This is a genomic window from Couchioplanes azureus, assembly GCF_014648355.1.
GTDB classification, from domain to species: domain Bacteria; phylum Actinomycetota; class Actinomycetes; order Mycobacteriales; family Micromonosporaceae; genus Actinoplanes; species Actinoplanes azureus.
On sequence record NZ_BMQY01000001.1, the window covers coordinates 1,561,353 to 1,584,032 of the forward strand.

Below are 22,680 nucleotides of genomic sequence, written 5' to 3' on the forward strand. Positions count from 1 at the left end.
ATCGCACCACCGTCAGACGTCGAAACCAGCGGCCCAGCCGAGCAGCACCACCACCAAAGGGGAGAACCGTGACGCACGTGTCCGAGCGCAGCAGTGCCGGATCGAACGGCGCCGAGGGCGGCGACCGTCAGCCGTGGTCGGCGGGGTCCGCCCGCAGCGCCCGCAAGCGCACGGTGACGTACGCGGACGCCGGCGTCTCGATCCACGCCGGCGAGCGCGCGGTCGAGCTGCTCAAGTCGAAGGTCAAGAAGACCACCCGCCCCGAGGTGATGGGTGACCTGGGCGGCTTCGCCGGGCTGTTCAAGCTCGACACGCAGAAGTACAAGAGCCCGATCCTCGCCTCGTCGACCGACGGCGTCGGCACCAAGCTGGTCATCGCGCAGCAGCTCGACATCCACGACACCATCGGCATCGACCTCGTCGCCATGGTGGTCGACGACCTGGTCGCCTGCGGCGCCGAGCCGCTCTTCCTGCTCGACTACATCGCCTGCGGCCAGGTCGTGCCGGACAAGGTCGCCGAGATCGGCGCCGGCATCGCCGACGGCTGCCGGTACGCCGGCTGCGCCCTGCTCGGCGGCGAGACGGCCGAGCACCCGGGCGTCCTGCGCCCCGACGAGTACGACGTCTCCGCGACCGGCGTCGGCGTCGTCGAGGAGAGCGAGATCCTCGGCGCCCACCGCGTCGAGATCGGCGACGCGGTCATCGCCATGCGCTCGTCGGGCCTGCACTCCAACGGCTACTCGCTGGTGCGCCACGTGCTGCTCGGCGCGGGCCGCATGCGCCTCGACACGGTCGTGGAGGACTTCGGCAAGCAGCGGACCCTCGGCGAGGAGCTGCTCACCCCCACCAAGATCTACGCCAAGGACTGCCTCGGCCTCATCGAGGAAACCGACGTCCGCGCGTTCTCCCACGTCACCGGCGGCGGCATCCCGGGCAACCTGGTCCGCATCCTGCCGGAGCACGTCGACGCGGTGGTGGACCGCTCCTCCTGGCGACCGCAGTCGATCTTCGACCTGATCCAGGCGAAGGGCCGCATCGAGGACGTCGAGATGGAGGCCACCTTCAACATGGGCGTGGGCATGTTCGCGATCGTCTCCTCCGACGACGCGGACCGGGCCATGGCCTACCTGACCGGCCGGGGCGTCGAGGCCTGGCAGGTCGGCGAGGTCATCGAGGGCACCGGCCAGGTGCAGATGATGGGCCAGTACACCCGGGGCTGAACCGCCCGAACGCGCCGGTGTCCCCGCAGCTGGGCACCGGCGCAACCATGTGCCGTCAAGCCCGGAGCGCAGGCCCGCCGGGTGTGCCCGGGCCGGTGACAGAGAGGTCTCGAATCGGAGGTTTCTCGCGCTTCGTGTGCAATGATCCACGCGTGTCGATGTCGTGATGCCCGCGGCACCTTTGGTCGTGGATGGGAGGGGCGGTGCAGACTCGGGTGGACGTCGGCACCTAGCCTGGCCTGAGTCGACGACGGCGTGGACGGAGGTGGCCGTGGGAGTTCCCTGGAGTGGCATGCGCGGGATCGCCACGGTTCCCACCTACGTGGTCATGCAGCCCACCACGCTCTGCAATCTCGACTGTTCCTACTGCTACCTGCCGTTGCGGCGGGCGGACCGGAAGATGCCCGTCGAGGTCGCCCGCGCCGTTGCTGCGGGTGTGGACGAGTGGGCCCGTACCGGAAGATTCTCGGTGGTGTGGCACGGCGGTGAGCCGCTCGCCGCGGGCCGGAACCACCTGGCCGAGCTGATGCGGCCGTTCGCCGCGGGCGTCGAGCACCACATCCAGACCAACGCCACCCTGATCGACGACGCGTGGTGCGAGTTCTTCGCCGAGCACGGGATGCGGGTCAGCGTGAGCGTCGACGGACCCGAGATGCGTAACCGCGACCGCGTCACTCTCGGTGGCAAGCCGGCCTACGACCGGATCGTCCGTGGCGTCGATGCGCTGAAGCGGCACGGCATCCCGTTCTCCGCTCTCTGCGTGGTCGGCCGCCCCGCGCCCGGGCTGGCGACCGAGCTGTACGAGTACTTCCTCGAGCTCGGCTGCGACGTCCTCGGCATCAACGTCGAAGAGCTCGAAGGCGTCAACGTCCGCACCAACCGGCACCCCGAGCGGGACGTCACCGCCTTCTGGGCCGAGCTCGTCGCCGCCTGGCGCCGCGACCCCCGCATCCACCTCCGCGAGATCGAATGGTCGCTACGCTACGCGGCGGCGGTACTCGACGGCACCGCCGACGACGTGCTGCCCCGGCGCCTCGACCCCATCCCGACCGTCGCCCACGACGGCAGCGTGGTGCTGCTCTCACCCGAGCTGGCCGGCTTCTCGGACCCCCGCTACGGCGACTTCAGCAGCGGCAACGTGCTGACCACCCCACTACCCGAGATCCTCGCCGCCGCCACCGCGACGCCGTGGATCCGCGAGTTCCTCGACGGGGTCGAAGCCTGCCGCGCGCAGTGCCCCTACTTCGGCTTCTGCGGCGGTGCGCACGCGGCCAACCGCTACTTCGAGCAGGGCCGGTTCGACGTGACGACGACGGACCACTGCCGGAACAGCAAGATTCGCCTACTGGAGGGAGTGCTGGACCATGCCCGAGATCACGAGCCCACGGCCGTCTGACCGCGCGGAGACGGATCCCGTGACGGCCCGGGTGCGTGACACCCGCACGGGCCTGGCCGCCCTGATCGAGGAGGCCCAGGAGGCGCGGCTGCAGCGCGCGGAGTCGGACGGGTCGGCGGTGTGCGCCTGGAACCACTTCGAGAACATCCCGACCTTTTACAACTGGAACAACAGGCCGAGGTAGGGCGGTCTTTTTTATACGAGTACGGGCACAGAGGAGTTCTGTGGCGCACCGCCCCGGTGGTGCCGTTCCCGGCGTGGTGACGCCGCCGCCGGGTGAGGGGGTGGGTTCGCGCCGGCACGGCGGGACGGTGGGCCTGTTGCCGTGGTCCCGCGGGATTGGTCGGGCCGTCGGCGTGGTGGGTTGGTCGTCCTGCTGCCGCGGCGCGCGGGGGCCGGCGGCCATCGCGGGACGGCTGGTCTTGCCCGCGTGCGGAGGCATCGGCGTAGACCGATTCCGCACATGGGCTGGGCAGGCGGGCCGCAGTGCGAGCTGTTGCCCGGCGCGAGTGGGGCGTCGCCGGGCGTGGCGAAGCCGTAGCCGGGCCCTGTGAGCGGCCGCCGGGCGTAGGGAGTCGTTGCGGGAGCCCTGAGCCGTTGCCGGCATCGTGGGGGCGCGCTGGACTCTAGTGAGCCGTTGGCGAGCGTCGTGGCCGTCACCGGGCCGCGCCTGGGCCGTCACCGGTCCGCGCCTGGGCCGTCACCGGTCCGCGCCTGGGCCGTCACCGGTCCGCGTGGCCTCACCGGTTCGTGCCGGGTCCGTGTGGCCGTTGCCGGGGTTTGGCCGGTGGTGGGCGTGGGGGAGCCGGTGGTGGGCGTGGTGGACCGCTGCCGGGGCCCGGGTGCACGGGGGTGTGCGGTGGGCGGGGTGGCGGCGGTGAGGAGGCTATCTGGCGGGCATGATGCCCGTGCGGTCAGACCGCGCGGGCATCATGGACTGCCGGAACGACCGCGACACACGGGAGCACGCGGGAAGCCGCGTGCTCTGTGCAATACGGGTCAGCGCCTCGAAGGCGACCAGCGGTCGTGCTCGTCGTCCGCGTCGTCATCGTCATCGTCGTCGACGAAGTCGTTGTCGTCGTCGTCGAAGTGATGGTCGGACTTACCAGCACTCGCCAGTTCGCGCTGCAAGGCGGTGAGGTCGGTGTTCGGGGAGTGGTACTTCAACTCCCGGGCCACCTTTGTCTGCTTGGCCTTAGCACGGCCGCGCCCCATGGCTCGACCCCCTCGCACAGAATTCGGGGCAGCCCGAAGGCGGGCCCCGATGACGTCAGGCATCTCTCGTGGGTCTTACGGTACATGGACGATGCCGCCTTCGGCACCTCGGGTTACGTGTACCACCGTCGCGCGTCGCGGCCTGTCGTGGACGCGGCGCGCGACGGCGTACAAATCTCTCAACCCAGGTAGATGCTGCGGAGCCGTCCGACTTCGGCCATCCGGCGCTCGGCGAGGCGGTCCGCGGCCACCGCCGGCGGCACGCCCTCGTCGTCCGCGAGGCGCAGGATCTGTCCGGTGGTGTCGAAGATCTTGGTGGCCCGGAGCTTCGCGCGCTCGAAGTTGAAGCCCTCGATCTCGTCGGCCACCTGGATCACGCCGCCGGCGTTGACCACGTAGTCCGGCGTGTAGAGGATGCCCCGCTCTTCGAGCATCTTCTCGATGCCGGGGTGGGCGAGCTGGTTGTTCGCGCCGCCGGTCACGATCTTGGCCCGCAGCACCGGGACCGTCTCGTCGTTGAGGGCGCCGCCCAGCGCGCAGGGCGCGTACACGTCGATGTCGCTGGTGATCAGCGCCTGGGTGTCCGGGACGAGATCGATCTGGGGGTAGGTGGCCCGAGCCCATTCGAGCGCGGCCGGGTTGACGTCGGTGGCGACCACGGTGGCGCCGTCCTCGATCAGGTGACCCGCCAGGTACTTGCCGACCTTGCCGAGGCCGGCGATGCCCACCCGGCGCCCGGCCAGGGTCGGGCGGCCCCAGGTGTGCTCGGCGGCGGCGCGCATGCCCTGGAAGACGCCCCAGGCGGTGAGGACCGACGAGTCGCCGGCGCCGCCGTACTCGACGCTGCGGCCGGTGACGTAGCGGGTCTCGCGGGCGATGACATCCATGTCCGGCACGTACGTGCCGACGTCACAGGCGGTGTAGTAACGGCCCTTCAGCGTCTCGACGAAGCGGCCGTACGCGCGCAGCAGCGCCTCCGACTTGTCCAGCGCCGGGTCGCCCCAGATGACCGCCTTGCCGCCGCCGAGGTCGAGGCCGGCCAGGGCGTTCTTGTACGCCATGCCGCGCGAGAGGTTCAGCACGTCGGTGACGGCCGCCTCCTCGCTCTCGTACGGGTAGAACCGGGTGCCGCCCAGCGCGGGCCCCAGGGCCGTGGAGTAGATACCGATGATCGCCTTCAGGCCGGTGTGCCGGTCCTGACAGAAGACGACCTGCTCGTGCCCGACGGCATCGATGCCGTCGTTGCTGACGAACACGCCCATGACTGCTCTCTCCTGAGTGTGTTGAGGTGTGCGCCCTCGTGGGACGCGCTGCCTGGTCCGGCGGGGTGTTGCCGGACATTCGCGAGCCTAGCCGTGCATGCTGCCACCCGATTTGGCTGCGCGCGAGAAGTCAATCGGCGGCGATTTCGTGAAAGGATCGCGCCGTGCCGTCACTGTTCGCGTCGTACCTGCGCGTTTATGAACCACTGACCGCCTTCGACCGGGACCGCCAGCTTTTCTGGCGGCGGTACGCGCGGGAGGGCCGGGCGTTGGGCCCGGTCGAGGGGCCGGTCCGGCAGCGCACCGCCGTGCTGGAGGCGCTCGGCGCCGGCTGGACCCGGCTGCCCGACCTCCCCGATGAAGCGTACGTGCTGGAGTGGGGCGACACGCTGCTGATCTGTCCCTGGAACCTGCGCCTGCGGGTGGCCGAGGCCGCGCTGAACGCCCGGGACGGGGTGCCGAGCGTGCTCGCCGACGCGTTCGTGCCCCCGGTGCTGGCCGGTCAGGCCAAGGCGGTCGTGGAGGACTGGCGCAGCGGGGCCAAGGTGCTCGAGCACGGCGTGCCCCGGGTGCACGAGCAGGTCGCCACGTGGGGCGTGCCGCTGCGCTGGTTCGTCTTCGTCGACCTGGACGAGCGGGAGATCCAGCTGAACGGCGGCCGGCGCTCGCTGCGCTACCGCACCGAGATCTCCAAGGCGCGGCGGCGCGCGCACCGCGGCGTGTCGGTGCTGCGCAAGTCGCTGGGCGACGCGCCGATCACCGAGGCGGTCGAGGAGGGCACGCGCTGGCTGGAGGAGTTCCATCCCCGGTCGATCGTCGAGCTGGACTACGGCGGCCTGACCGGGCTGCTGCAGGACGGCGATCTGCGCGACGACGATTCACCCGGACTGGTGGCCGCGGGATTGTCGGCACTTTCGAGGGGTGACGCGGACGCCGCCACGGAGGCGTACGAGAAGCTCGTCGCCCGCTGGCGCGCCGTGCAGTTGCTCGAGCGCTGCAACTGAGGCCCTGGGGGTAGCGCCATGACCAGCCGAAACGCGGACGAACATGCACGGAAGGGCGGCCGTGAGAGCGCTCTCTAGGCGAATACTCTTCGTAATCGCCGTCCCGCGAAGCGTGATTTTCGGTCCAAACAAGACACTTTCTGGCGTAGAAAACCGGTATAAATCGGGCATGCTTCAACCGTCTATCTAGGGACGTTCGGCCGTTCGGCCCATGTCGGACATCGGGGACTAGCCGGACCATGAGAGACGCACCGGCCGGCGGGACCCCGGCCGATGTCTTTAGGTACCTGTGGAGGAGTGACCGATGGCATCGCGTACGCATGATCCTGAGCCGCTACTAACCCCGGCCGAGGTGGCGTCGATGTTCCGTGTCGACCCGAAGACCGTCACCCGGTGGGCCAAGGCGGGGAAGCTCAGTGCAATTCGCACTCTGGGCGGACACCGTCGCTACCGGGAGTCGGAAGTTCGAGCCTTGCTGCAGGGGCAGATCCCCACGCAGCGCCAGGGCGACTGAACGCGGTCGAGGCGAAGGATCGATAAAAGGGGCGAGCGCCGGGGAAGGCGATCGCCCCTTTTGCGTCTGGCGAGGATTGCTCGACGGTCGAGGGAAACCGTCGCGGCGGCTCAGGACACCAGGATCGTCGTCGTGCCGTGCAGGCCGCGGCGCAGCCGGCTGCCCACCAGGGTCAGGCGGCCCATCAGGCCGTACTTGCGCTTGAGCGCCTCGCCCACCCGTACCCGATCGGCCTCGTCGCCGATCCGCGCGGTCGCCTCGATCGCCTCGCCCGCGGGATTGCCGCGCAGGTCGCAGGCGGCGACCGTGACTCGTCCGTCGTTGCGGATGCGCTTGAGCTTCCCGGTGCCCTGCGGCGTCCAGAAGGCCAGCCCGGTGCCGTCCGGGACGACCCAGAGCGGAGTCGGCACGGCCCGGCCGTCGCGGCGGAAGGTCGTCAGGAGGACGTACTTCTCGGAAGCGAGTTGCTCCAGCGTGGGCATGCGTCAAGAGTAGTGACAATGGATCAGCCGGCGCTCGGGGACGTGTTCGGAGAGATGATCCGGGACGCGTACGCGGTGCGCACCGGGATCGGGCCACGGCCGCTGGCCGGCGGGCGGGTGCCGCGGCCGGTCATCGAGATCATCGAGCGTGACGACGGGCTGATCAACGGCGCGCCCGCCGACCACTACCTCGCCGAGCCGGACGAGTGGCAGCCGCACGACGTCCGGGCCCTGCGGCTCTGCCGCGGTGCGGTGCTGGACGTCGGCTGCGGTGCCGGGCGTACGGCGCTGGAGCTGCAGCGCCGCGGCATGGCGGTGACCGGGCTGGACACCTCGCCGGGTGCCATCGAGGTCGCCCGGCGGAGAGGGCTGCGCGACACCGTCACCGTCACGGTCGACGACTATGCCCGGGCCCCGGCCCGCTACGACACCTTCCTGCTGCTGGGCAACAATCTCGGCCTGCTCGAGGGGCCCGGCCGCGCCCCGGCCTTCCTCGCCGCGCTCGCCGCGCTGGCCCGGCCGGGTGCCCGCATCGTCGCGCAGGGCACCGACCCGTACGGAACGACCGATCCGGTGCACGCCGACTACCACCGGCGCAACCGGGAGCGGGGCCGCATCGGCGGCCAGCTGCGGCTCCGGCTGCGCTACCGCCGGCTGACCACGCCTTGGTTCGACTATCTGAACTGCTCCGTCGACGAGCTGGAGGAGCTGCTGCGCGGCACGGCCTGGCGGCTGAAATCCGTCGACACCCAGGACCGGCCTTACTACCTTGCGGTCATGGAGTTGACCACTTGACCCCACTGACCAGAGAACAAGTACGCCTCAGCAAACGCCTGTCGCTGCTGCTGCGCCACCGGCCCGAGGCGGCCGGCCTCACCCTGGACGCGAACGGCTGGGTGCCGGTCGCCGATCTGCTGGCGGCGCTGTCCCTCGCCCGCGCCGACCTCGATGTGGTCGTCGCCGGCAACGACAAGTCCCGCTTCGCCGTCGTCACCGGCGCCGACGGGGTCGAACGGATCCGCGCGAACCAGGGCCATTCCCGGCGGGTGAGCGTCGACCTCGGGCTGCCGCCGGCGGAGCCGCCCGCGGTCCTGTTCCACGGCACGCCCCGGGAGAACCTGCCGTCGATCATGAAGGACGGCCTGCGGCCACGAAGCCGCCATCACGTCCATCTCTCGCCGGACGTGCCGACCGCGCGCCTCGTCGGGCGACGCAGGTCGGCGGACGTGGCGATCCTCGAGGTGGACGCCGCCGCGATGGCGACGGAGGGTCACGTCTTCCACCGCAGCGAGAACGGCGTCTGGCTGACCGCTGCCGTGCCCGCCGGCTTTATCCGCGAACGATCCGGATAAACGGACAAAACACTCTCCATCGGGAGCCTGTACGCGGGGACCGTTAGCGTATGGGGATGGGAGGGGTTACGCGCAGTCAGCGAGCGAACCTCCTCGGTGCTCTCACCCTCGTCGCCGCCCTCGGTGGACTCGCCTTCGGGCTTCCCGCCCTCAACCACGCGCTGCCCGCCGATCGCCCGGTGCCGACCGACCGCCCGTACGAGATCGGGGGTGGGGTGAGCGTCGTGCCCCCGCCCGGCGCGCGCATCGACGTCACCGAGACCCGTCCGGCCGACGACTCCGGCACCGTCCTGTTCCGGCTCGGACCGGTCCGCTACCTGGTCAGCGTCCAGCCCTTCGACGGCAGCCTGGACACGGCGGCCGCGCGGCTGCGCCGGCGCATCACCGGCACGGCCGGCTACCAGGTCACCGGCACCGAGCTGACCGTCGCCACCGCGAGCGGCCTGGCCGGTGTCCAGGGCGGCTACAGCGGACCCGGACTCGGCGGCCGGTACGCGGTCTTCGTCGCCGACGGACGCACCATCGAGGTCACGGTCAGCGGGGACGACCTCGACCTGGGCCGGACTCTGCCCGCCATCGACGCCAGCACCGGCACCCTCCGGTACGCCCCGGAGCGGACCCCATGACCGCCGCGCCCCGGTTGCGCAGCGCCCGGTCCGCCCCCGTGCGGCCCGGTGCCGAGCCGGGCCTCGGCCTCCTGCGCCGGCCCGTCTTCTGGATCGTGATCGCCGTCGTCCTGGCCGGCGCCGCGCGGATGTCCATGATCGCGGTGCGGTTCGCCCAGGCGTACCCGCTTGCCCTGATCACCGCGACCGCACTGTTCGCCCTGCTCGCCGTGCCGTTCTGGTTCGTCGTGTCGGAGCTCGACTTCCTCGAACGGGAGCCGCCCGCCCTGCTGATTCTGGCCTTCGCCTGGGGCGCACTCGTGGCGACGGCCGTCTCCATCCCGGGCAGTGCCGCGCTCGACGACCTGATGGCGAAGCTCGGCTCGCCGCACCTCGCCGCGGACTGGGGCGCCGCGCTGGCCGGCCCGACGGTCGAGGAGATCGCCAAGGCGCTCGGCGTGGTCGCCATCGTGCTCGTCGCCCGCTGGCAGGTGAACAGCGTGCTGGACGGCGTCGTCTACGGCGCGATGGTCGGGCTCGGCTTCCAGATCGCCGAGGACATCGTGTACGCGATGGGCGCCGTCGCGCTGGCCGGCCGCGGCGACCACGTCGAGCCGGTGGTCACCACATTCCTGCTGCGCGGCTTCGTGTCCGGGGTGTGGAGCCACACCCTCTTCGGCGCACTGGCCGGGGCGGGCATCGGGTATCTCGTCGTGCGCGCCGACCGGCCCGCGCGGATCCGGATCGGCGCGGCCATGCTCGGCGTGCTGGGCGCCTGGGCGTCGCACGTGCTGTGGAACTCGCCGCTGCTGCGTGACGGGCTGGGCAACGGCGCCGTGGCGCTGCTGGCCGTACTCGTCTTCAAGGGCCTGCCGCCGTTGCTGCTGACCTGGCTTCTCGTGCGGTCCGCGCACGACCGCGAGGCGGACTACTACACCGCGCAGCTCGCGACGCTCGACGATCCCGAGCTCGTCACGCCCGCCGAGCTCGACGCGCTCCGGTCGGGGTCGCGGCGGGCCAGCGCGCGGTGGCACGCCCGGGTCCGTGCCGGCATCCGGGCCTGGGCCGCCGTACGCCGCCTGCAACGCGCGCAGGCCCGGCTGGCGGTCGAGATCAGCCGCGGCACGCCGGACCTGAGCCGCCGCTGTCAGGAGGTGCGCCGGCACCGCCGCACGCTCGTGCAGCTCGGCCATGCCGAGGCGGTCGTGCCCGCCGGCAAGGGGCCCTGGCGGCGTACGGCCTCGGCCGCCTTCTCCGCCGCCGTCGCCGTCGCCGTTCTGTGGGCGGCCGTCAGCACCCTGGGCGGAGGCTGAGCCGCCGCCGGGGTCAGGCCGTCGGCGGGATGCCGCCGTCGCCGTCGACGACCATGTCCGGGGTGCCGTCCTGGTCGAGGTCGACCATGGTGATGTCGACCTTGCCGTCGTTGTTCGTGTCGAACTGGAACAGGTCGGCCTTGCCGTCGCCGTCGGTGTCCGCGACCCACACGTCGGGCCGGCCGTCGCCGTTGGTGTCGGAGGCGAGCAGGTCGACGCGGTCGTCGCCGCGCGTCTCCACGATCTCCTGGGGCTCGCTCATGGCTGGTCTCCTCGCTCGGGGGTGCGGGCTTCGTACCAACGTAGGCCCAGGCCACCACCCTGGCGACCCGGGAAACGAACCCGCCGGTAGCGTTGCCCGACGTGACCTCAACTCTGAACATGCACGGCGCCCTGGCCGAGCGGATGGGCATCCAGATCACCGAGGCGACCCCCGAGCGGGTCGTCGCCACCATGCCGGTCGACGGCAACACCCAGCCGTACGGGCTGCTGCACGGCGGCGCCTCCTGCGTACTGGCGGAAACTCTCGGGTCGGTCGGAGCGGTCCTGCACGGCGCGACCGTCGACCGTCCGTTCGCGGTCGGGGTCGACATCAACGCGACGCACCACAAGGCGGTGCGCTCCGGCGTCGTCACCGGCGTCGCCACCCCGGTGCACCGCGGCCGCACGATGGTCACCTACGAGATCGTCATCACCGACGAGGACGGCGACCGGGCCTGCACCGCCCGGATCACCTGCCTGCTGCGCGGCGCTTGAGAAGCGCTGGTTGACGAATCCGCGTACCTTTCTTGACGTGACCGACGTACCACAGCACGCACTGGACGACGCGGCGCAGGTGCTGCACTGCGCGCTCAGCGGCGACAGCGACGCTGTGGTCGGCACGTTCGACGCGGTCGTGGACCGCTCGGGCGTGGTGGGCGCGTACGACGTGGCGTGGTGCCTCGCAGCGACGATGGTGGGACGGAACGTGCCCACGGGCGGCGCCTGGACCCTCGACTTCCCCGGAATCGACGACGCGCGCTACGACAAGCGGTGGGTGGCGCGGTTCGTCAGCGCGTACGTCAACGGCGACGTCCCGACCGGCGAGGCGCTCTTCGGGGCGGCCATCGCCGACGGCCAGCTCCCGGACTGCCTGCTGGCACTGGCGGGTTCCACGGTGGCCACGCTGCGCCACCGCGCGGCATGACCGAGGACCCTCTTCTCTCCCGGGTCCGCAAGCTGCTGGCGAAGGCCGAGGACCCGGCCTGCACGCCGCCGGAGGCCGAGGCGTTCACGGCGAAGGCCGCCGAGCTCATCGCCAAGTACGGCATCGACCGGGCGCTGCTCGCCGGCGCAGATCCGGCCCTCGACCCGGTCGGTGATCGGGTGGTGACGGTGGAGCCGCCGTACTCGCGGGACAAGGCCGCGCTGCTCGGCGCCGTCGCCCTCGCGCTGCGCTGCAAAGCCGTCCACCTGGAGCGGCGCGGCACCGCCCGGGTGCACCTGTTCGGGCACGGCGCCGACCTGGAACGGGTGGAGCTGCTCTTCACGTCGCTGCTGGTCCAGGCGGCGCACGGGCTGGCCGCGACCGAGGTGCCCGGCTACGACCATCCCGCCGCGTTCCGGCGTTCCTGGCTGGCGGGCTTCACCGAGGCGATCCGGGCCCGGCTCACCGCCGCGGAACGGGTGGCGGCCGCCGCGGCGCCGGGCGCGGAGCTCGTCCTGGCCGACCGCACGGAGCTGGTCGAACGCCGCCGCGACGAGACGTACCCGAGGCTCGCCCGGCTGGGTCCCCGCCGGCTGGCCGGGACCGGCCGGCGGCAGGGCTACGCCGCCGGCCACTCCGCGGACCTGGGCGGCGCTAGAGGCCTTCGCAATTCCTGAGGTAGAGCGCCTTCGCGTACTGCGCGGCGGCCGCTTCGTTGTACATCGATGCCTGGGACATGTACCAGCCGTTGTCGGCGAGCGCCTTCTTCGCCCGAGTGGTCCCGGACCAGCGGATGTCGGCATCCACTTCGGACAGGCCGCGGGCCTTGAAGTTGCGCCGCATCTGCACCTTGCCGACGCGGAAGTTCTCCGCGGCCTGCTCGGCCTCCCGCATGCACGCCATGGCCTTCTCACTGAGAGCCTCGGCGAGCGTCCAGGCGGCCTGCTCCTCCGCGTTGCTGAATCTCGGCACGTGCTTCCTCCCGCGAACTCGGTTCCCGGTTAGCACTACGGAAGACGTGCCGATCGCGCTAGGTCCCTGCAAGAAAGGGCAAAGTGTCCCGATGTCGCCGGGCCTCAGACGTCGAGCAGATCGCCCGGCCCGGTCCAGCGCTGCACCATCCGGGTGCGGGCCTCGAGCTTGCCGTTCACCCGTACGCGGTAGGTCTGCGGGACCACGCGCAGCGTCAGCCAGGTACGGACCCGGCGGTTGACGCCGTTGACCTGCATGGTGGTGGTGCGCAGCCGCCAGGTGCGGCACTCGGTGCGGTGGCGCGTCCGGCCGCCGACGGTCACCTTCTGGCGCAGGCAGCGGACCGTGTTCTGCATCGTGTACGGGTTGGGCCCGGTGTACCCCGAGGCGCCGAGGGCGGGCGCCATGGCCCGGTACCAGTTCCAGGCCATCTTCGAGTAGCCGAAGTCGTTGGGGTGGCGCAGGTCGTGCAGGTCGATACCGGCGATCGAGGACTGGTCCACGACCGTGATCCGGCCGTCCCGCCGGTCCGCCACGAGCTGGGGGATCAGGCGGTTGTAGACCCGTGCCTCGGCGGCCTCCCCGGGCAGGCGCGACATGGTGATCTGCGCGAGGAAGATGTGCACCTCCGGCCGCGCCGCGCGGATCTTGTCGAGCAGGGCGGAGAGCTTGCGAGCGGTCTTGTACGCGCTGTGGCCCTCCTTGAAGTTGTTCGTGCCGACGTGCAGCAGCACCACGTCGGGGCGGGCGGCGGCCAGCCAGTCGTCGACCTTCGTCGCCAGCTCGTCGATGTTCCAGCCGCCGTGGCCCTCGTGGTTGATGTCCGAGCCGATGCCGTTGCGCTGCGAGCCCACGTAGTTGATCTGCAGTCCGCCCTTGAGCAGCCGCTTCGCCAGCTCCATCCGGTACGAGCTGCGCGACGGCGAGCCGGTGCCCATGGTGATCGAGTCGCCGAGCGGCATGACCCGCAGCGCCTCGACGGCGTTCGTCCGCACCGGGTCGCCGCCCACGACGGCGGGGGGTACCGGCTCGGCGGAGGCGACCTGCGGCGATCCGGCACTCGTCGCCAGGCCCGCGGCCAGCACGCCGGCCATGGCCATGACGCCCATCCGGCGGACGCCGGACCAGCTCTGCCCCAAGATGCCCACGGCGAATCCCCCGATCGTCAGCGGCTCTCGCCCGACAGATCGGCCGTGACGGCGCCCACACGATTTCCGCCCGGTAGCCGTGGGTTGTGATCACGGTGCGAGCGGTGCCGGGGACCCGGCGTGCTGCTGGGGTTACTGGAACAGCTCGAGGACTCCCGAGACCTCAAGCACCCGGTTGACGATGCCGTGGGCGTTGACGATCGACAGTTTCACCCCGGCGGCCCGCCCGGCGTTGAGCCCATCGATGAGCGCGCCCATGGCCTCGCTGTCGAGGAAGGTGACGCCGGCGAAGTCGACCACGACCCCCGCAGTGCCGTCCTCGTCGGTGGCCTGGTCGTCGTCGGTGGCCCGGTTCTCGGCGATGGCCTGAAGGAGCATGGACCGCAGCTCGTCCCGCGCGGTGATGTCGAACTCACCGGACAGCCGGACGGCGCCCGCCTCCCGGGTGATCTCGTAGCCGGCGTCGCTGTCCATCATTCGTGATCATAAGTCAGGTGGGTACCGGGAACTCCGCCCAGACATGCTTGGTGCCGTCCTCGACGTACCAGCCGATCTCGAGCGCGAACCGCTTGGCGAGCTGAAGTCCCAGCCCGCCGTGCCCGAGCGGCCGGTCCGCCCGGTACTCGGGCGGTGCCTCGGGCGAATGGTCCGCGACGTCCAGCACGAACCCGTCCCCGGCCCGCCCGAGCCGTACGATCGTCGGCGGCAGACCGTGCCGCAGAGCGTTGGTGGCCAGCTCGGTGGCGACCAGGACGACCTTCTCGGGCACCTCGTCGAGCGAGGCGCCGTCCGCCAGGGCTTGCCCGGTGATGGCTCTGTGCAGGGACGCTCGCAGGGTCTTCAGCTGCGGGGGACTGTCCAGCACCCACCGCTGGAGCTCGGTCATCCGTGGTGGGTGCTGCGCGCTGATGAAGGCCATGCGATCTTATGCCCACCAAGGATGCTGATCATGTACGTGGATGCCTTGATGTCCGGTTCCCGTCCCCCGTTCCGATGCCGCAGGTCATATTTCCTGATAAACGGACCTTCCCGGACGATAATGACCAGCAACTACGGTCTTCGAAAGGCGAGGTGTACGAGTGCCGCGGAACCCGAAACACCTCACCATCGGGACCGTGATCAACCCCGAGGTGCGGGGCGTCGAGTGGGAATCCCGGGTCGACGACCTGGAAGACGACATCATGCTGATGCCATCCCCGGCCCCGGAGCTGGAGGTCGCCACCCCGGAGGCGGGCGACGAGATCCTGGTCGCCTGGAACCGTCCCCCGCACCGGTACCGCGTCATGACGCAGATGCTCGGCCGGGTCGGGGAACGGTGGCGCCTGCGCATCGTGGGTGAGCCGGAGCCGGTCACCCGCCGCACCTTCTTCCGTGGCGGCGGCGGCGAAGCGGCGCTCCTCCGCCACGAGGAGGACACCCAGTGGCAGGTCGCCACGGTCGAGGACATCAGCGAGGCGGCGCTGCGCTGCGCCGTCACCGACCTGCAGTTCGTCGAGGGCGACCCGGTCCAGGCGCGGGTCACCCTGGGCGAGCGGCACTTCGACGCCAGCGGAACGGTGCTCCTCACCCGGGAGGCGGAGAAGCCCGACGAGCCTGCCGAGGTGGTCATCCTCTACATGCTGACCGAATCCCAGGCCCAGCAGGTCCGCCGCTATCTGCTCGAATGGCAACTGGCCGAACGGCGCCGCGCGAGCGCGGACGACGAGTAGCCGTTCCGCTGTTCGTTCTTCCGCGCGAAAAGCATGAATGGTTGATGTCGGAACGCTGACACGACTGCGGCCGGACAGGGCGCCGATCGTCGTGATCACATGGATCGAAGTTGATGCATGAGATCAGGAAGGATCGGAGTGTTGCGCAGACGTATCGGCGTCATCATGCTCTGCATGCTCGCCCTGCTGGCCTCGACGGGAAGTCCCGCCCAGGCCGGCACCAGGGATCGGTTGATGTACTACGTGCAGTCGACGGGCGCCGGCGCCATCGGCTATGTCGACTCCATCGACCACGTGACCCTGCGCAGTTATTCAGCCGGCTCCTTCTCCACGGGGTGGACCCACATCGTGAACGTGGGGGACGGGTTGCTGTACTACAACTCCCGCACGGGCGCCGCCGCCACCGGCTACCTCGATTCGGCCAGCAATCACATCGCCGTGCGTTCGTACCCGGCCGGCTCCTTCGCGACGGGGTGGACCCACATCGAGCAATTCGATTTCCAGCGGCTGCTGTACTACAACTCCCGCACCGGCGCCGTCATGATCGGCAAGGTCGACGACGGCCGCAATCACTCGGTCGTGCGGAATTACCCGGCCGGCTTCTTCTCGACGGGCTGGACCCACATCGCGGGCGCCTTCGCCGGAGGGCTGTTCTACTACAACTCCTCCACGGGTGCCGCCGCTACCGGCATCGTCGGTTGGGAAGGCGAACACACCACCACGCAGTCGTACCCGGCCGGCTCCTTCGCGACGGGGTGGACCCACATCGTGTCCGCCTCCAGCCGGCTGTGGTTCTACAACTCCTCCACGGGTGCCGGAGCCATCGGTTACGTCGATCCCACCAGCAAGCACCACGAGACCAAACGTTCCTACCCGGCCGGCTCCCTCGCGACAGGATGGACCCACGTGGTGCCCCGCTCCGGCGGAGTCTTCTCCTACAACGCCGCCACGGGCGCCGGAGCCAGCGGTTCCATCGATCCGCACAGCAACCAGCACACGACCACCCACTCCTTCTCGGCCGGCTTCTTCTCCCCGGGGTGGACCCACATCGCCCGGACGTTCGTTCCTTGATAGCGACGAAGCCGGCGGGTAATAGGCCGGCGGGGCGCTCCCGTGCGGGCCTGCCGCTCAGCCCCTGACCGCCTGGACGCCGCGGCTGCGAGGTCGAGGGTGACCGCTTGCCGCCGTCGCCTGCGACGCGAAGCGCCCTCGACCTCGGAAGGCGGCCAGGACATACGGCTCGCGGCCGGCCCGGCATCCGACGGCTACGGCAAGCTCGACGTCCTCGGAGCTGTAGGCGCCATTGGGGCGGCTCACCTTGCGCGCTCGCGGCCCCCGGCTGGCGGCCGGCATCGAACGGCGCACCAGGGCGCGACCCGGTCGGTGCCGGGCCGCAAGGCGCACGACGAAGCCCGTGGTATCCCGGCCGGAGCTGCCACGGGCTTCTGGGATGAGGGCACTCCACCACACCTGGAGGTCCCCTGGAAATGGTGGTCGCCGCGGCCGCGCCGGGGAAAGAAGAAGCCCTCACGAGCGTTTCCGCTGGTGAGGGCATCGCGCCCGGGTCGGGCTGTGGTGGCCAGGGGCGGGGTCGAACCGCCGACCTTCCGATTTTCAGTCGGACGCTCGTACCAACTGAGCTACCTGGCCGTGCCGTGCGATGAATCCGCTCGGCTGGGCACTGGCGGTCCTGACGGGACTTGAACCCGCGACCTCCGCCTTGACAGGGCGGCGAGCACTCCAACTGCTCCACAGGACCTTGCTGGTGTTGCTTATTCTTACCACTTGCCGTTGCACTGACCTAAGTCAGGTCCGTACCCCCAACGGGATTCGAACCCGTGCTACCGCCTTGAAAGGGCGGCGTCCTAGGCCACTAGACGATGAGGGCAACTCCGCCATCATTGCACATTCACAATTCCTGCGGTGTGGGCCCCAACCGGCCCCGCTTGAGGCTTGGAAAGCATACGTGATGGCCCGCCCATCATCCAAACCGGTATGCCCTTCGCCGCGTCGGGCCCTCTGACCAGGGCAGACGGTGATCGGGTCGGCGGATGTCAGCCGGGGGCGGGACATTCGCGGACGGTTGCCGCCACCCGCCGGACCGCCTCGCCGAGGCTGTCCAGTCGCACGACGCCCGGCGGCAGGCGATCCGCCGGCCATCCCGGACCGGCCGCCGCGGCCAGCAGCGGGCCGTGACCGGCCGACAACAGCCGGGTCCACTGGGCCGGGTCGCCCGTCTCGGCGAACTGCGACCACAGCACGATCGCCGCCGGTCCGGTGCGCGCGACCGCGTCGGCCAGCGCCTGCGGGGGTACGCGGGCGCCCAGCAGCCGGCTCGGGACGCCCGCCTCGGCCAGCGCCGCGGCGAGGGCCTCCAGCGGGAGGGTGTGCTGCTCCTCGTCCGCCGCGGCCAGCATGACCCGGGGGGCCCGGCTGCTGGGTGGCCGGGCCACGGAGCTCAGGACCTCGGTGACGGAGCGCGAGATCAGGTGTTCCACCTCGATGAAGCGGCGGGTGGCCGCGTAGCGGTCCCCGATGCCGATCAGGACCGGCATGATCACGTCCTGCCATGCGCCGATGACGCCTCGGTCCGCCACGGCCGTCGCGAGGATGTCGCGCAGGGCGGGCGCGTCGAGACGCATGGCGGCACGGGCCAGGCCGCGGGCGGCGGGGCCGGCTCGTCCCGTACGGATGGTGTGCCCGCCGCCGTCGCGGGTCGTGCAGGGCAGCCCGCCGGCCGTGCCGGGCCGGACCCCGTCGACGGGCACGCGCCGGGCCCATGCCGCCGCCTCGGCCGGTGCCACGCCCTGGCCGGTGAGCCGCCGCATGACCTGCAGCCGTTCCAGGTCCTCGGGGGTGTACCGCCGGTGCTGCCCGGGCGTGTGCTGGCTCGGCCCCAGTCCGTACCGCTGGTGCCAGGTCCGTAGCGTCGTGACGGCGACCCCCAGACGGCGCGCCACCGCCCCGGCCGTCAGCGCCTCATCGGCCACCCGACCGCCCCGCGTCGTCGTCGAGGTGCCGCCGGAGCCGGTCGGTGACGCCGGACAGCCAGGGGGCGTACGCCCGCGGCTCGCGGGCGAGGGCCAGCTCCAGCTCGTCGAGCGGCATCCACCGCACCCCGGCGACCTCCCCGGGATCGACGAGCAGCGGCGCGTCGTCGTCCAGGCGGCCGAGCAGGACGTGGTCGTACTCGTACTCGACCCGTCCGGTGGCGGGGTCCTCCGCGTAGTACGAGTACACCCCCACCTCGGTCAGGTCGACGTCCTCGACCCCCACCTCCTCGACGAGGCGGCGCTTGGCGGCGACGTCGAGCGATTCGCCGGGTGCGGGATGCCCGCAGCAGGTGTTGGCCCAGCGCAGCGGGAACCGGGTCTTGGTGGCCGCCCGCTGCTGCAGGAGCACCCGGCCCGAGGCGTCCCGCAGGAACACGGAGAAGGCGCGGTGCAGCAGCCCGGGGGCGCGGTGGGCCTCCTCGACGGTGATCTCGCCGGTGGCCGACCCTTCCTTGTCGACGAGCTCGACGAGATGGGATTCGCGTGACCCCGCCCCGCCGATCTCCCCGGTCCGCGGCTCCCTCATGCCGGCCTCCCCACCATCTGCCCGTGGCTCCGCGTGGAGCCGGTTATCCGCGAGGCCGCCAGCTTCCCGGAGATCAACACCATCGGCACGCCGACACCCGGCTGCGTCCCGGAACCCGTGAACACCACGTTGGGCAGCGCGGGATGCAGATTGCCGGGCCGGAAGGGACCGGTCTGGGTGAACGTGTGCGCGGCCGCGAACGGCGTGCCGGCGGCCATCCCCTGCTCCGCCCAGTCGGCCGGCGTGATGATCCGTTCGACCTCCACGCCGTCCCGGAAGCCGACGTATCCGCGCTGCTCCAGCACGCGGAGCAACTCGTCCGCATAGCGCCGGCCGAGACCGTCCCGCCAGGCGAGGGGCGCCAGGTCGAGGTGGGGCGCCGGAGCGAGCACGTAGTAGCTGTGCCGTCCGGCCGGGGCGACGCCCGGGTCCGTGCGGCTGGGGTTGGTGACCAGCAGCGACGGGTCGCTCATCAGCAGACCCTGCCGGATGACCTCGTCGAACGTGCCCTTCCAGGCCGCGCCGAAGTGGATGTTGTGGTGCGCGATCTTGGAATAGGCCCGGTCGGAGCCGAGGTGGAGCACGACGCACGAGGGGGAATACCGCAGCTTGCGCGGCCGCGCGGACGCCGGCAGCAGGTCGCGCAGGGCCACCGGCAGGTCGGGATTGAGGACGACGACATCGGCGGCGATGCGCTCGCCCGTGTCGGTGACGACTCCCGTGGCGCGTCCGCCGGACGTCTCGACGCGGGTCACCGTGGTCGCGTAGCGGAACTCGACGCCGTGCTTCTCCGCGGCCCCGGCCAGTGCCCTGGGCACGGCGTGCATGCCGCCCCGGGGGAAGTAGACCCCGGCCACCGCGTCGAGATACGCGATCACCGCGTAGATCGCGAGGGCGTCGTGCGGCGCCAGGCCCGCGTACATCGCCTGGAAGGAGAAGATCCGCCGGGTACGGGGATCGCGGAAGTACCGGTCGATCTTCGGCTGGAGCCGGCGGAAGCCGCCCATCCCGATCAGCTTGACGAGGCCGAGGTTGAGCAGGTCGAGCGGTGTGTCGAGATTGCGGTCGATGAAGTCGTCGCGTTCGAGCCGCCACAGTTTGCGGGCGAAGTCCACGAACCGCAGGTAGCCGTCGGCCTCGCGCGGCCCGCACACCCGGGAGATCTCGGCCGCCATCCGGACGGTGTCGGTGAGCACGTCCAGGGTGGACCCGTCCGGGTAGTACGCCCGGTAGGCCGGATCGAGGGGAGTCAGCTCGAGCCAGTCGGACAGCTGCTCACCGACGGCGCCCAGGGGCTCGGCGATCAGCTCCGGCATGGTCAGCACGGTGGGACCGGTGTCGAACTCGTACCCGTCGACCGAGAGCCGGCCGGCCCGCCCACCGGGCAGCGGCTCGCGCTCGACGACCGTCACCTGCCGTCCGGCCCCGGCGAGGTGCAGCGCGCACGCCAGGCCTGCGAGCCCGGCCCCGACGACGACCACCCGGTCGGTCGGCCCTGTCACTCGTCGCACGTCAGCAGCTCCCGAACGGTCGAGGGGAAGTGGTTGCAGCGCAGACCATCATGCTGGCCGGTGGGTGGCGGTGATGGCCAGCTCGGTCAGGGCGGCGCGGGCGTCGTCGTGGACGGGCGCGTCGCGGATGGTCCGGACGGCGTGGTTCACCCGTTGCCGGATCATCGCCTCGACCCGGGCGACGGCGCCGGTCTCCGCGATGATCTCCGCCTGCCGGGCGATCTGCTGGTCCGTCAGGTGATGCGCCGCCGGGGCGGCGCCACCGGGGTGGGACCCGCCGGAGCCGTCGGCGGGGTTGACGGCTCCGGCGGGAGTATGGGCCAGCTCGGCGAGCTGGGCGGGGGTGGCGAGCTGCCGGGCCAGCATCAGCAGCGCGGTCGGCTTTCCGGTGCGCAGGTCGTCCCCGGCGGGCTTGCCGGTCACGGCGGGATCGCCGTAGACGCCGAGCAGGTCGTCGCAGAGCTGGAACGCCTCGCCGATCGCCAGTCCGTACTGCTGGTACGCCTCGGTGACCGCGGTCGTCCCCGGCCGCGCCGGTCCGGCGAGCGCGAGCCCGAACAGCAGCGGGCGCTGCACGGTGTAGCTCGCGGTCTTGTGCCGGGCGACGACCAGCGCCCGGTCGAGTGACCACTCCTGCGGCTGCGTCTCGCCCAGCACGTCGAGGTATTGGCCGGCGACCGCCTCCACGCGCATGCGGTCGTAACATGCGCGCACCGCGAAGACGGTGGCCGTCGTCAGCGCCGCCTGGGCCAGCAACTGGTCGGCCCAGACGAGGCAGAGGTCGCCGACCAGGATCGCCGAGGTGGCGCCGAAGTGGTCGGGGTCGCCCACCCGGCCGCCCTGGCGGTGCTCGGCGGCGAACAGGCGATGTGCCGTCGGGCGGCCGCGGCGGGTGGCCGAGCCGTCCATCACGTCGTCGTGCACCAGTGCGAACGTGTGCATGAGCTCGAGCGCGGCCAGGGCCGGCAGCACCGGGTCGATCGGCTCGCGCACGCCGACGACCCCGCGCCACCCCCAGTGCGCGAACGTCGGCCGGAGCCGCTTGCCGCCCGCGAGCACCAGGTCGCGGCTGGTGCGGGCGAACCGGCCGAGCGCCGGGTCGACGGCGTCGAGGGTGGCGATCTGGCTGCTCAGGAACTCGGCCAGGGTCCCCTCGACGGCGGTCACCACGGCGTCCGGGGTGCTCGGCTGACAGGGGATCCCGCCTCGGCGGCTTCCCACGAGGATGTCGTTGGCCACGACGAGGACAGTACCGTAGGCTACGTGTTGCGTCGATTGCTGAGTCGATTATTTCGGGGAGGTCCGGTGGACACCGATCTGGCGGCGGCCTACGAACGCTGCCGTGAGCTGCATCGGAGCCATGGCCGCACCTATTACCTCGCCACTCGGCTGCTGCCCACCTGGAAGCGCCGGCATGTGCACGCCCTCTACGGCTTCACCCGCTACGCCGACGAGATCGTCGACAGCACCGGGGAGCTGCCGCCGGCCGAGCGCGCCGCCCGCCTGCGGGAGTGGTCGGACGGCTTCGTCGCCGGCCTGCGCGGCGAGCCGGTCGACGACCCGCTGCTGCCGGCGGTGCTGCACACGATCGCGGTCTTCGACCTGAGCGTCGACGATTTCGACGCGTTCCTCCGCAGCATGGCGATGGACCTGACCGTCACCTCGTACGCCACCTACGACGACCTCCTCGCGTACATGGAGGGTTCGGCCGCGGTCATCGGCACGATGATGTTGCCGATCCTCGGGTCGAGCGATCCGGCCGCCGCCCGGGAACCGGCCCGCCAGCTCGGGCTCGCGTTCCAGCTGACCAACTTCATCCGCGACGTCGGCGAGGATCTCGACCGCGGCCGCACCTACCTGCCGGACGCCCACCTGGCCGAGTTCGGGGTCACCCGGGACGACCTGCGGTCGGCGCGGGCCGCGGGCCGGGCGACGCCGGCCATCAAGGCACTGATACGGGCGGAGGTGGCCCGCGCCGACGAGCACTACGCCGCGGCCGCGCCGGGCATCCCGCTGCTGCTCCCCGGCTCGCAGGCGTGCATGAGAACCGCCTTCCAGCTCTACGCCGGCATCCTCGACGAGGTGGTCGCCGCCGACTACGACGTCTTCCGCCGCCGGGCCACGGTGGCCGGCCGGCGCCGGGCCGGGGTGGCGGTGCGGTCCCTGCTGACCCGGCCGGGCAGCCCGATGCCCGCTCTGGCGCGGGCCTGAC

27 protein-coding genes and 3 tRNA genes are annotated in these 22,680 nt (G+C 71.3%); 15 read left to right on the plus strand and 15 right to left on the minus strand.

Features of this window, described 5'->3' with window-relative positions:
• Window positions 1-68 precede the first annotated feature (68 nt).
• The 3 genes from purM (at window position 69) to amcA (ending at window position 2,800) form a co-directional block, all read left to right on the plus strand.
• A complete protein-coding gene (gene purM / locus IEY99_RS07150; protein WP_189200378.1) occupies window positions 69-1,220 on the plus strand; it encodes a phosphoribosylformylglycinamidine cyclo-ligase in 1,152 nt (383 codons plus the stop codon).
• A gap of 292 nt (window positions 1,221-1,512) precedes the next feature.
• A complete protein-coding gene (amcB, locus tag IEY99_RS07155) occupies window positions 1,513-2,616 on the plus strand; it encodes a cyclophane-forming radical SAM peptide maturase AmcB (protein ID WP_189200749.1) in 1,104 nt (367 codons plus the stop codon).
• Window positions 2,585-2,800: a multiple cyclophane-containing RiPP AmcA gene (gene amcA / locus IEY99_RS07160; protein WP_189200380.1), complete on the plus strand. Its 216-nt coding sequence runs from the start codon at window positions 2,585-2,587 to the stop codon at window positions 2,798-2,800. Before amcB ends, amcA begins: the two co-directional genes overlap by 32 nt.
• An 815-nt stretch (window positions 2,801-3,615) precedes the next feature.
• Here the strand turns inward: amcA and IEY99_RS07165 are convergent.
• Window positions 3,616-3,831: a DUF3073 domain-containing protein gene (locus IEY99_RS07165; protein WP_189200382.1), complete on the minus strand. Its 216-nt coding sequence runs from the start codon at window positions 3,829-3,831 to the stop codon at window positions 3,616-3,618.
• A 179-nt stretch (window positions 3,832-4,010) separates the two neighbouring features.
• Window positions 4,011-5,093, minus strand: a complete 1,083-nt coding sequence (locus tag IEY99_RS07170) for a Glu/Leu/Phe/Val family dehydrogenase (protein ID WP_189200384.1) — start codon at window positions 5,091-5,093, stop codon at window positions 4,011-4,013.
• A gap of 164 nt (window positions 5,094-5,257) precedes the next feature.
• Between IEY99_RS07170 and IEY99_RS07175 the strand changes: the two genes are divergently transcribed.
• Complete coding sequence (locus tag IEY99_RS07175; RefSeq protein WP_189200386.1) at window positions 5,258-6,097, plus strand: DUF8083 family protein; 840 nt, start codon at window positions 5,258-5,260, stop codon at window positions 6,095-6,097.
• Window positions 6,098-6,401: 304 nt separating this feature from the next.
• Entirely contained in the window at window positions 6,402-6,611 is a 210-nt protein-coding gene (locus tag IEY99_RS07180) for a BldC family transcriptional regulator (RefSeq protein WP_014687221.1), read from the plus strand.
• 110 nt (window positions 6,612-6,721) lie between these two features.
• On the opposite strand, the gene IEY99_RS07185 is transcribed toward IEY99_RS07180, so the two are convergent.
• The gene (locus tag IEY99_RS07185) at window positions 6,722-7,093 is read right to left on the minus strand and encodes a PPOX class F420-dependent oxidoreductase (RefSeq protein WP_189200388.1); all 372 of its coding nucleotides are present in this window, start codon (window positions 7,091-7,093) and stop codon (window positions 6,722-6,724) included.
• An 18-nt stretch (window positions 7,094-7,111) separates the two neighbouring features.
• Between IEY99_RS07185 and IEY99_RS07190 the strand changes: the two genes are divergently transcribed.
• Genes IEY99_RS07190 through IEY99_RS07205 form a run of 4 tightly spaced genes read left to right on the plus strand, consistent with a single transcriptional unit; the run spans window position 7,112 to window position 10,363 of the window.
• The gene (locus tag IEY99_RS07190) at window positions 7,112-7,888 is read left to right on the plus strand and encodes a class I SAM-dependent methyltransferase (RefSeq protein ID WP_189200390.1); all 777 of its coding nucleotides are present in this window, start codon (window positions 7,112-7,114) and stop codon (window positions 7,886-7,888) included.
• On the plus strand, window positions 7,885-8,445 hold the full coding sequence (locus IEY99_RS07195) for an RNA 2'-phosphotransferase (RefSeq protein ID WP_189200392.1): 561 nt from the start codon (window positions 7,885-7,887) through the stop codon (window positions 8,443-8,445). The genes IEY99_RS07190 and IEY99_RS07195 overlap by 4 nt, the downstream gene beginning before the upstream one ends.
• Window positions 8,446-8,501: 56 nt before the next feature.
• Complete coding sequence (locus IEY99_RS07200) at window positions 8,502-9,071, plus strand: hypothetical protein (RefSeq protein WP_189200394.1); 570 nt, start codon at window positions 8,502-8,504, stop codon at window positions 9,069-9,071.
• Window positions 9,068-10,363, plus strand: a complete 1,296-nt coding sequence (locus IEY99_RS07205; protein WP_189200396.1) for a PrsW family intramembrane metalloprotease — start codon at window positions 9,068-9,070, stop codon at window positions 10,361-10,363. The genes IEY99_RS07200 and IEY99_RS07205 overlap by 4 nt, the downstream gene beginning before the upstream one ends.
• Window positions 10,364-10,376: 13 nt before the next feature.
• Here the strand turns inward: IEY99_RS07205 and IEY99_RS07210 are convergent, their stop codons facing one another.
• Window positions 10,377-10,625, minus strand: a complete 249-nt coding sequence (locus IEY99_RS07210) for a hypothetical protein (protein ID WP_189200398.1) — start codon at window positions 10,623-10,625, stop codon at window positions 10,377-10,379.
• A gap of 119 nt (window positions 10,626-10,744) precedes the next feature.
• Between IEY99_RS07210 and IEY99_RS07215 the strand changes: the two genes are divergently transcribed.
• The 3 genes from IEY99_RS07215 to IEY99_RS07225 are packed head-to-tail and all read left to right on the plus strand — an operon-like array spanning window position 10,745 to window position 12,226.
• Complete coding sequence (locus IEY99_RS07215; protein WP_189200751.1) at window positions 10,745-11,119, plus strand: hotdog fold thioesterase; 375 nt, start codon at window positions 10,745-10,747, stop codon at window positions 11,117-11,119.
• Between the two features lie 37 nt (window positions 11,120-11,156).
• The gene (locus IEY99_RS07220; RefSeq protein ID WP_189200400.1) at window positions 11,157-11,549 is read left to right on the plus strand and encodes a hypothetical protein; all 393 of its coding nucleotides are present in this window, start codon (window positions 11,157-11,159) and stop codon (window positions 11,547-11,549) included.
• Window positions 11,546-12,226, plus strand: a complete 681-nt coding sequence (locus IEY99_RS07225; protein WP_189200401.1) for a DUF2786 domain-containing protein — start codon at window positions 11,546-11,548, stop codon at window positions 12,224-12,226. The genes IEY99_RS07220 and IEY99_RS07225 overlap by 4 nt, the downstream gene beginning before the upstream one ends.
• Here IEY99_RS07225 and IEY99_RS07230 read toward each other — a convergent pair.
• From IEY99_RS07230 to IEY99_RS07245, 4 genes are all read right to left on the minus strand, one after another.
• Window positions 12,204-12,521 carry a hypothetical protein gene (locus IEY99_RS07230; protein WP_189200403.1) on the minus strand — a complete coding sequence of 106 codons (318 nt, stop codon included), beginning with the start codon at window positions 12,519-12,521 and terminating at the stop codon, window positions 12,204-12,206. The two genes, IEY99_RS07225 and IEY99_RS07230, sit on opposite strands and share 23 nt — an antisense overlap.
• 104 nt (window positions 12,522-12,625) lie before the next feature.
• A complete protein-coding gene (locus tag IEY99_RS07235) occupies window positions 12,626-13,669 on the minus strand; it encodes an SGNH/GDSL hydrolase family protein (RefSeq protein ID WP_189200405.1) in 1,044 nt (347 codons plus the stop codon).
• Between the two features lie 132 nt (window positions 13,670-13,801).
• Window positions 13,802-14,143 carry an STAS domain-containing protein gene (locus IEY99_RS07240; protein WP_189200407.1) on the minus strand — a complete coding sequence of 114 codons (342 nt, stop codon included), beginning with the start codon at window positions 14,141-14,143 and terminating at the stop codon, window positions 13,802-13,804.
• A 16-nt stretch (window positions 14,144-14,159) separates the two neighbouring features.
• Complete coding sequence (locus IEY99_RS07245) at window positions 14,160-14,588, minus strand: ATP-binding protein (protein ID WP_189200409.1); 429 nt, start codon at window positions 14,586-14,588, stop codon at window positions 14,160-14,162.
• A 196-nt stretch (window positions 14,589-14,784) separates the two neighbouring features.
• Between IEY99_RS07245 and IEY99_RS07250 the strand changes: the two genes are divergently transcribed.
• Entirely contained in the window at window positions 14,785-15,378 is a 594-nt protein-coding gene (locus tag IEY99_RS07250; protein WP_189200411.1) for a PilZ domain-containing protein, read from the plus strand.
• A 141-nt stretch (window positions 15,379-15,519) separates the two neighbouring features.
• The gene (locus IEY99_RS07255) at window positions 15,520-16,449 is read left to right on the plus strand and encodes a PspC-like choline-binding domain-containing protein (protein WP_189200413.1); all 930 of its coding nucleotides are present in this window, start codon (window positions 15,520-15,522) and stop codon (window positions 16,447-16,449) included.
• Window positions 16,450-16,951: 502 nt separating this feature from the next.
• Here IEY99_RS07255 and IEY99_RS07260 read toward each other — a convergent pair.
• From IEY99_RS07260 to IEY99_RS07290, 7 genes are all read right to left on the minus strand, one after another.
• Window positions 16,952-17,028, minus strand: a tRNA-Phe gene (locus tag IEY99_RS07260).
• Window positions 17,029-17,060: 32 nt separating this feature from the next.
• Window positions 17,061-17,137: transfer RNA gene (locus IEY99_RS07265), tRNA-Asp, on the minus strand.
• Between the two features lie 56 nt (window positions 17,138-17,193).
• A tRNA-Glu gene (locus IEY99_RS07270) sits at window positions 17,194-17,266 on the minus strand.
• Between the two features lie 166 nt (window positions 17,267-17,432).
• Window positions 17,433-18,368, minus strand: a complete 936-nt coding sequence (locus IEY99_RS07275; RefSeq protein WP_189200415.1) for a MerR family transcriptional regulator — start codon at window positions 18,366-18,368, stop codon at window positions 17,433-17,435.
• On the minus strand, window positions 18,358-18,957 hold the full coding sequence (gene idi / locus IEY99_RS07280; RefSeq protein WP_189200417.1) for an isopentenyl-diphosphate Delta-isomerase: 600 nt from the start codon (window positions 18,955-18,957) through the stop codon (window positions 18,358-18,360). Before idi ends, IEY99_RS07275 begins: the two co-directional genes overlap by 11 nt.
• Window positions 18,954-20,468, minus strand: a complete 1,515-nt coding sequence (gene crtI, locus IEY99_RS07285) for a phytoene desaturase family protein (protein WP_189200419.1) — start codon at window positions 20,466-20,468, stop codon at window positions 18,954-18,956. Before crtI ends, idi begins: the two co-directional genes overlap by 4 nt.
• Before the next feature lie 48 nt (window positions 20,469-20,516).
• On the minus strand, window positions 20,517-21,707 hold the full coding sequence (locus IEY99_RS07290; protein WP_189200421.1) for a polyprenyl synthetase family protein: 1,191 nt from the start codon (window positions 21,705-21,707) through the stop codon (window positions 20,517-20,519).
• A 66-nt stretch (window positions 21,708-21,773) separates the two neighbouring features.
• On the opposite strand from IEY99_RS07290, the gene IEY99_RS07295 reads away from it, so the two are divergent.
• On the plus strand, window positions 21,774-22,679 hold the full coding sequence (locus tag IEY99_RS07295; RefSeq protein WP_189200423.1) for a phytoene/squalene synthase family protein: 906 nt from the start codon (window positions 21,774-21,776) through the stop codon (window positions 22,677-22,679).
• Window position 22,680: the final 1 nt, after the last annotated feature.

Bases quoted from the DNA above. Each gene is read 5' to 3' on its own strand.
- amcB (WP_189200749.1), top strand. From the start codon at position 1,513: ATGCGCGGGATCGCCACGGTTCCCACCTACGTGGTCATGCAGCCCACC.
- amcA (WP_189200380.1), top strand. From the start codon at position 2,585: ATGCCCGAGATCACGAGCCCACGGCCGTCTGACCGCGCGGAGACGGAT.
- IEY99_RS07165 (WP_189200382.1), bottom strand. From the start codon at position 3,831: ATGGGGCGCGGCCGTGCTAAGGCCAAGCAGACAAAGGTGGCCCGGGAG.
- IEY99_RS07170 (WP_189200384.1), bottom strand. From the start codon at position 5,093: ATGGGCGTGTTCGTCAGCAACGACGGCATCGATGCCGTCGGGCACGAG.
- IEY99_RS07180 (WP_014687221.1), top strand. From the start codon at position 6,402: ATGGCATCGCGTACGCATGATCCTGAGCCGCTACTAACCCCGGCCGAG.
- IEY99_RS07185 (WP_189200388.1), bottom strand. From the start codon at position 7,093: ATGCCCACGCTGGAGCAACTCGCTTCCGAGAAGTACGTCCTCCTGACG.
- IEY99_RS07190 (WP_189200390.1), top strand. From the start codon at position 7,112: ATGGATCAGCCGGCGCTCGGGGACGTGTTCGGAGAGATGATCCGGGAC.
- IEY99_RS07200 (WP_189200394.1), top strand. From the start codon at position 8,502: ATGGGAGGGGTTACGCGCAGTCAGCGAGCGAACCTCCTCGGTGCTCTC.
- IEY99_RS07205 (WP_189200396.1), top strand. From the start codon at position 9,068: ATGACCGCCGCGCCCCGGTTGCGCAGCGCCCGGTCCGCCCCCGTGCGG.
- IEY99_RS07210 (WP_189200398.1), bottom strand. From the start codon at position 10,625: ATGAGCGAGCCCCAGGAGATCGTGGAGACGCGCGGCGACGACCGCGTC.
- IEY99_RS07215 (WP_189200751.1), top strand. From the start codon at position 10,745: ATGCACGGCGCCCTGGCCGAGCGGATGGGCATCCAGATCACCGAGGCG.
- IEY99_RS07225 (WP_189200401.1), top strand. From the start codon at position 11,546: ATGACCGAGGACCCTCTTCTCTCCCGGGTCCGCAAGCTGCTGGCGAAG.
- IEY99_RS07240 (WP_189200407.1), bottom strand. From the start codon at position 14,143: ATGGACAGCGACGCCGGCTACGAGATCACCCGGGAGGCGGGCGCCGTC.
- IEY99_RS07245 (WP_189200409.1), bottom strand. From the start codon at position 14,588: ATGGCCTTCATCAGCGCGCAGCACCCACCACGGATGACCGAGCTCCAG.
- idi (WP_189200417.1), bottom strand. From the start codon at position 18,957: ATGAGGGAGCCGCGGACCGGGGAGATCGGCGGGGCGGGGTCACGCGAA.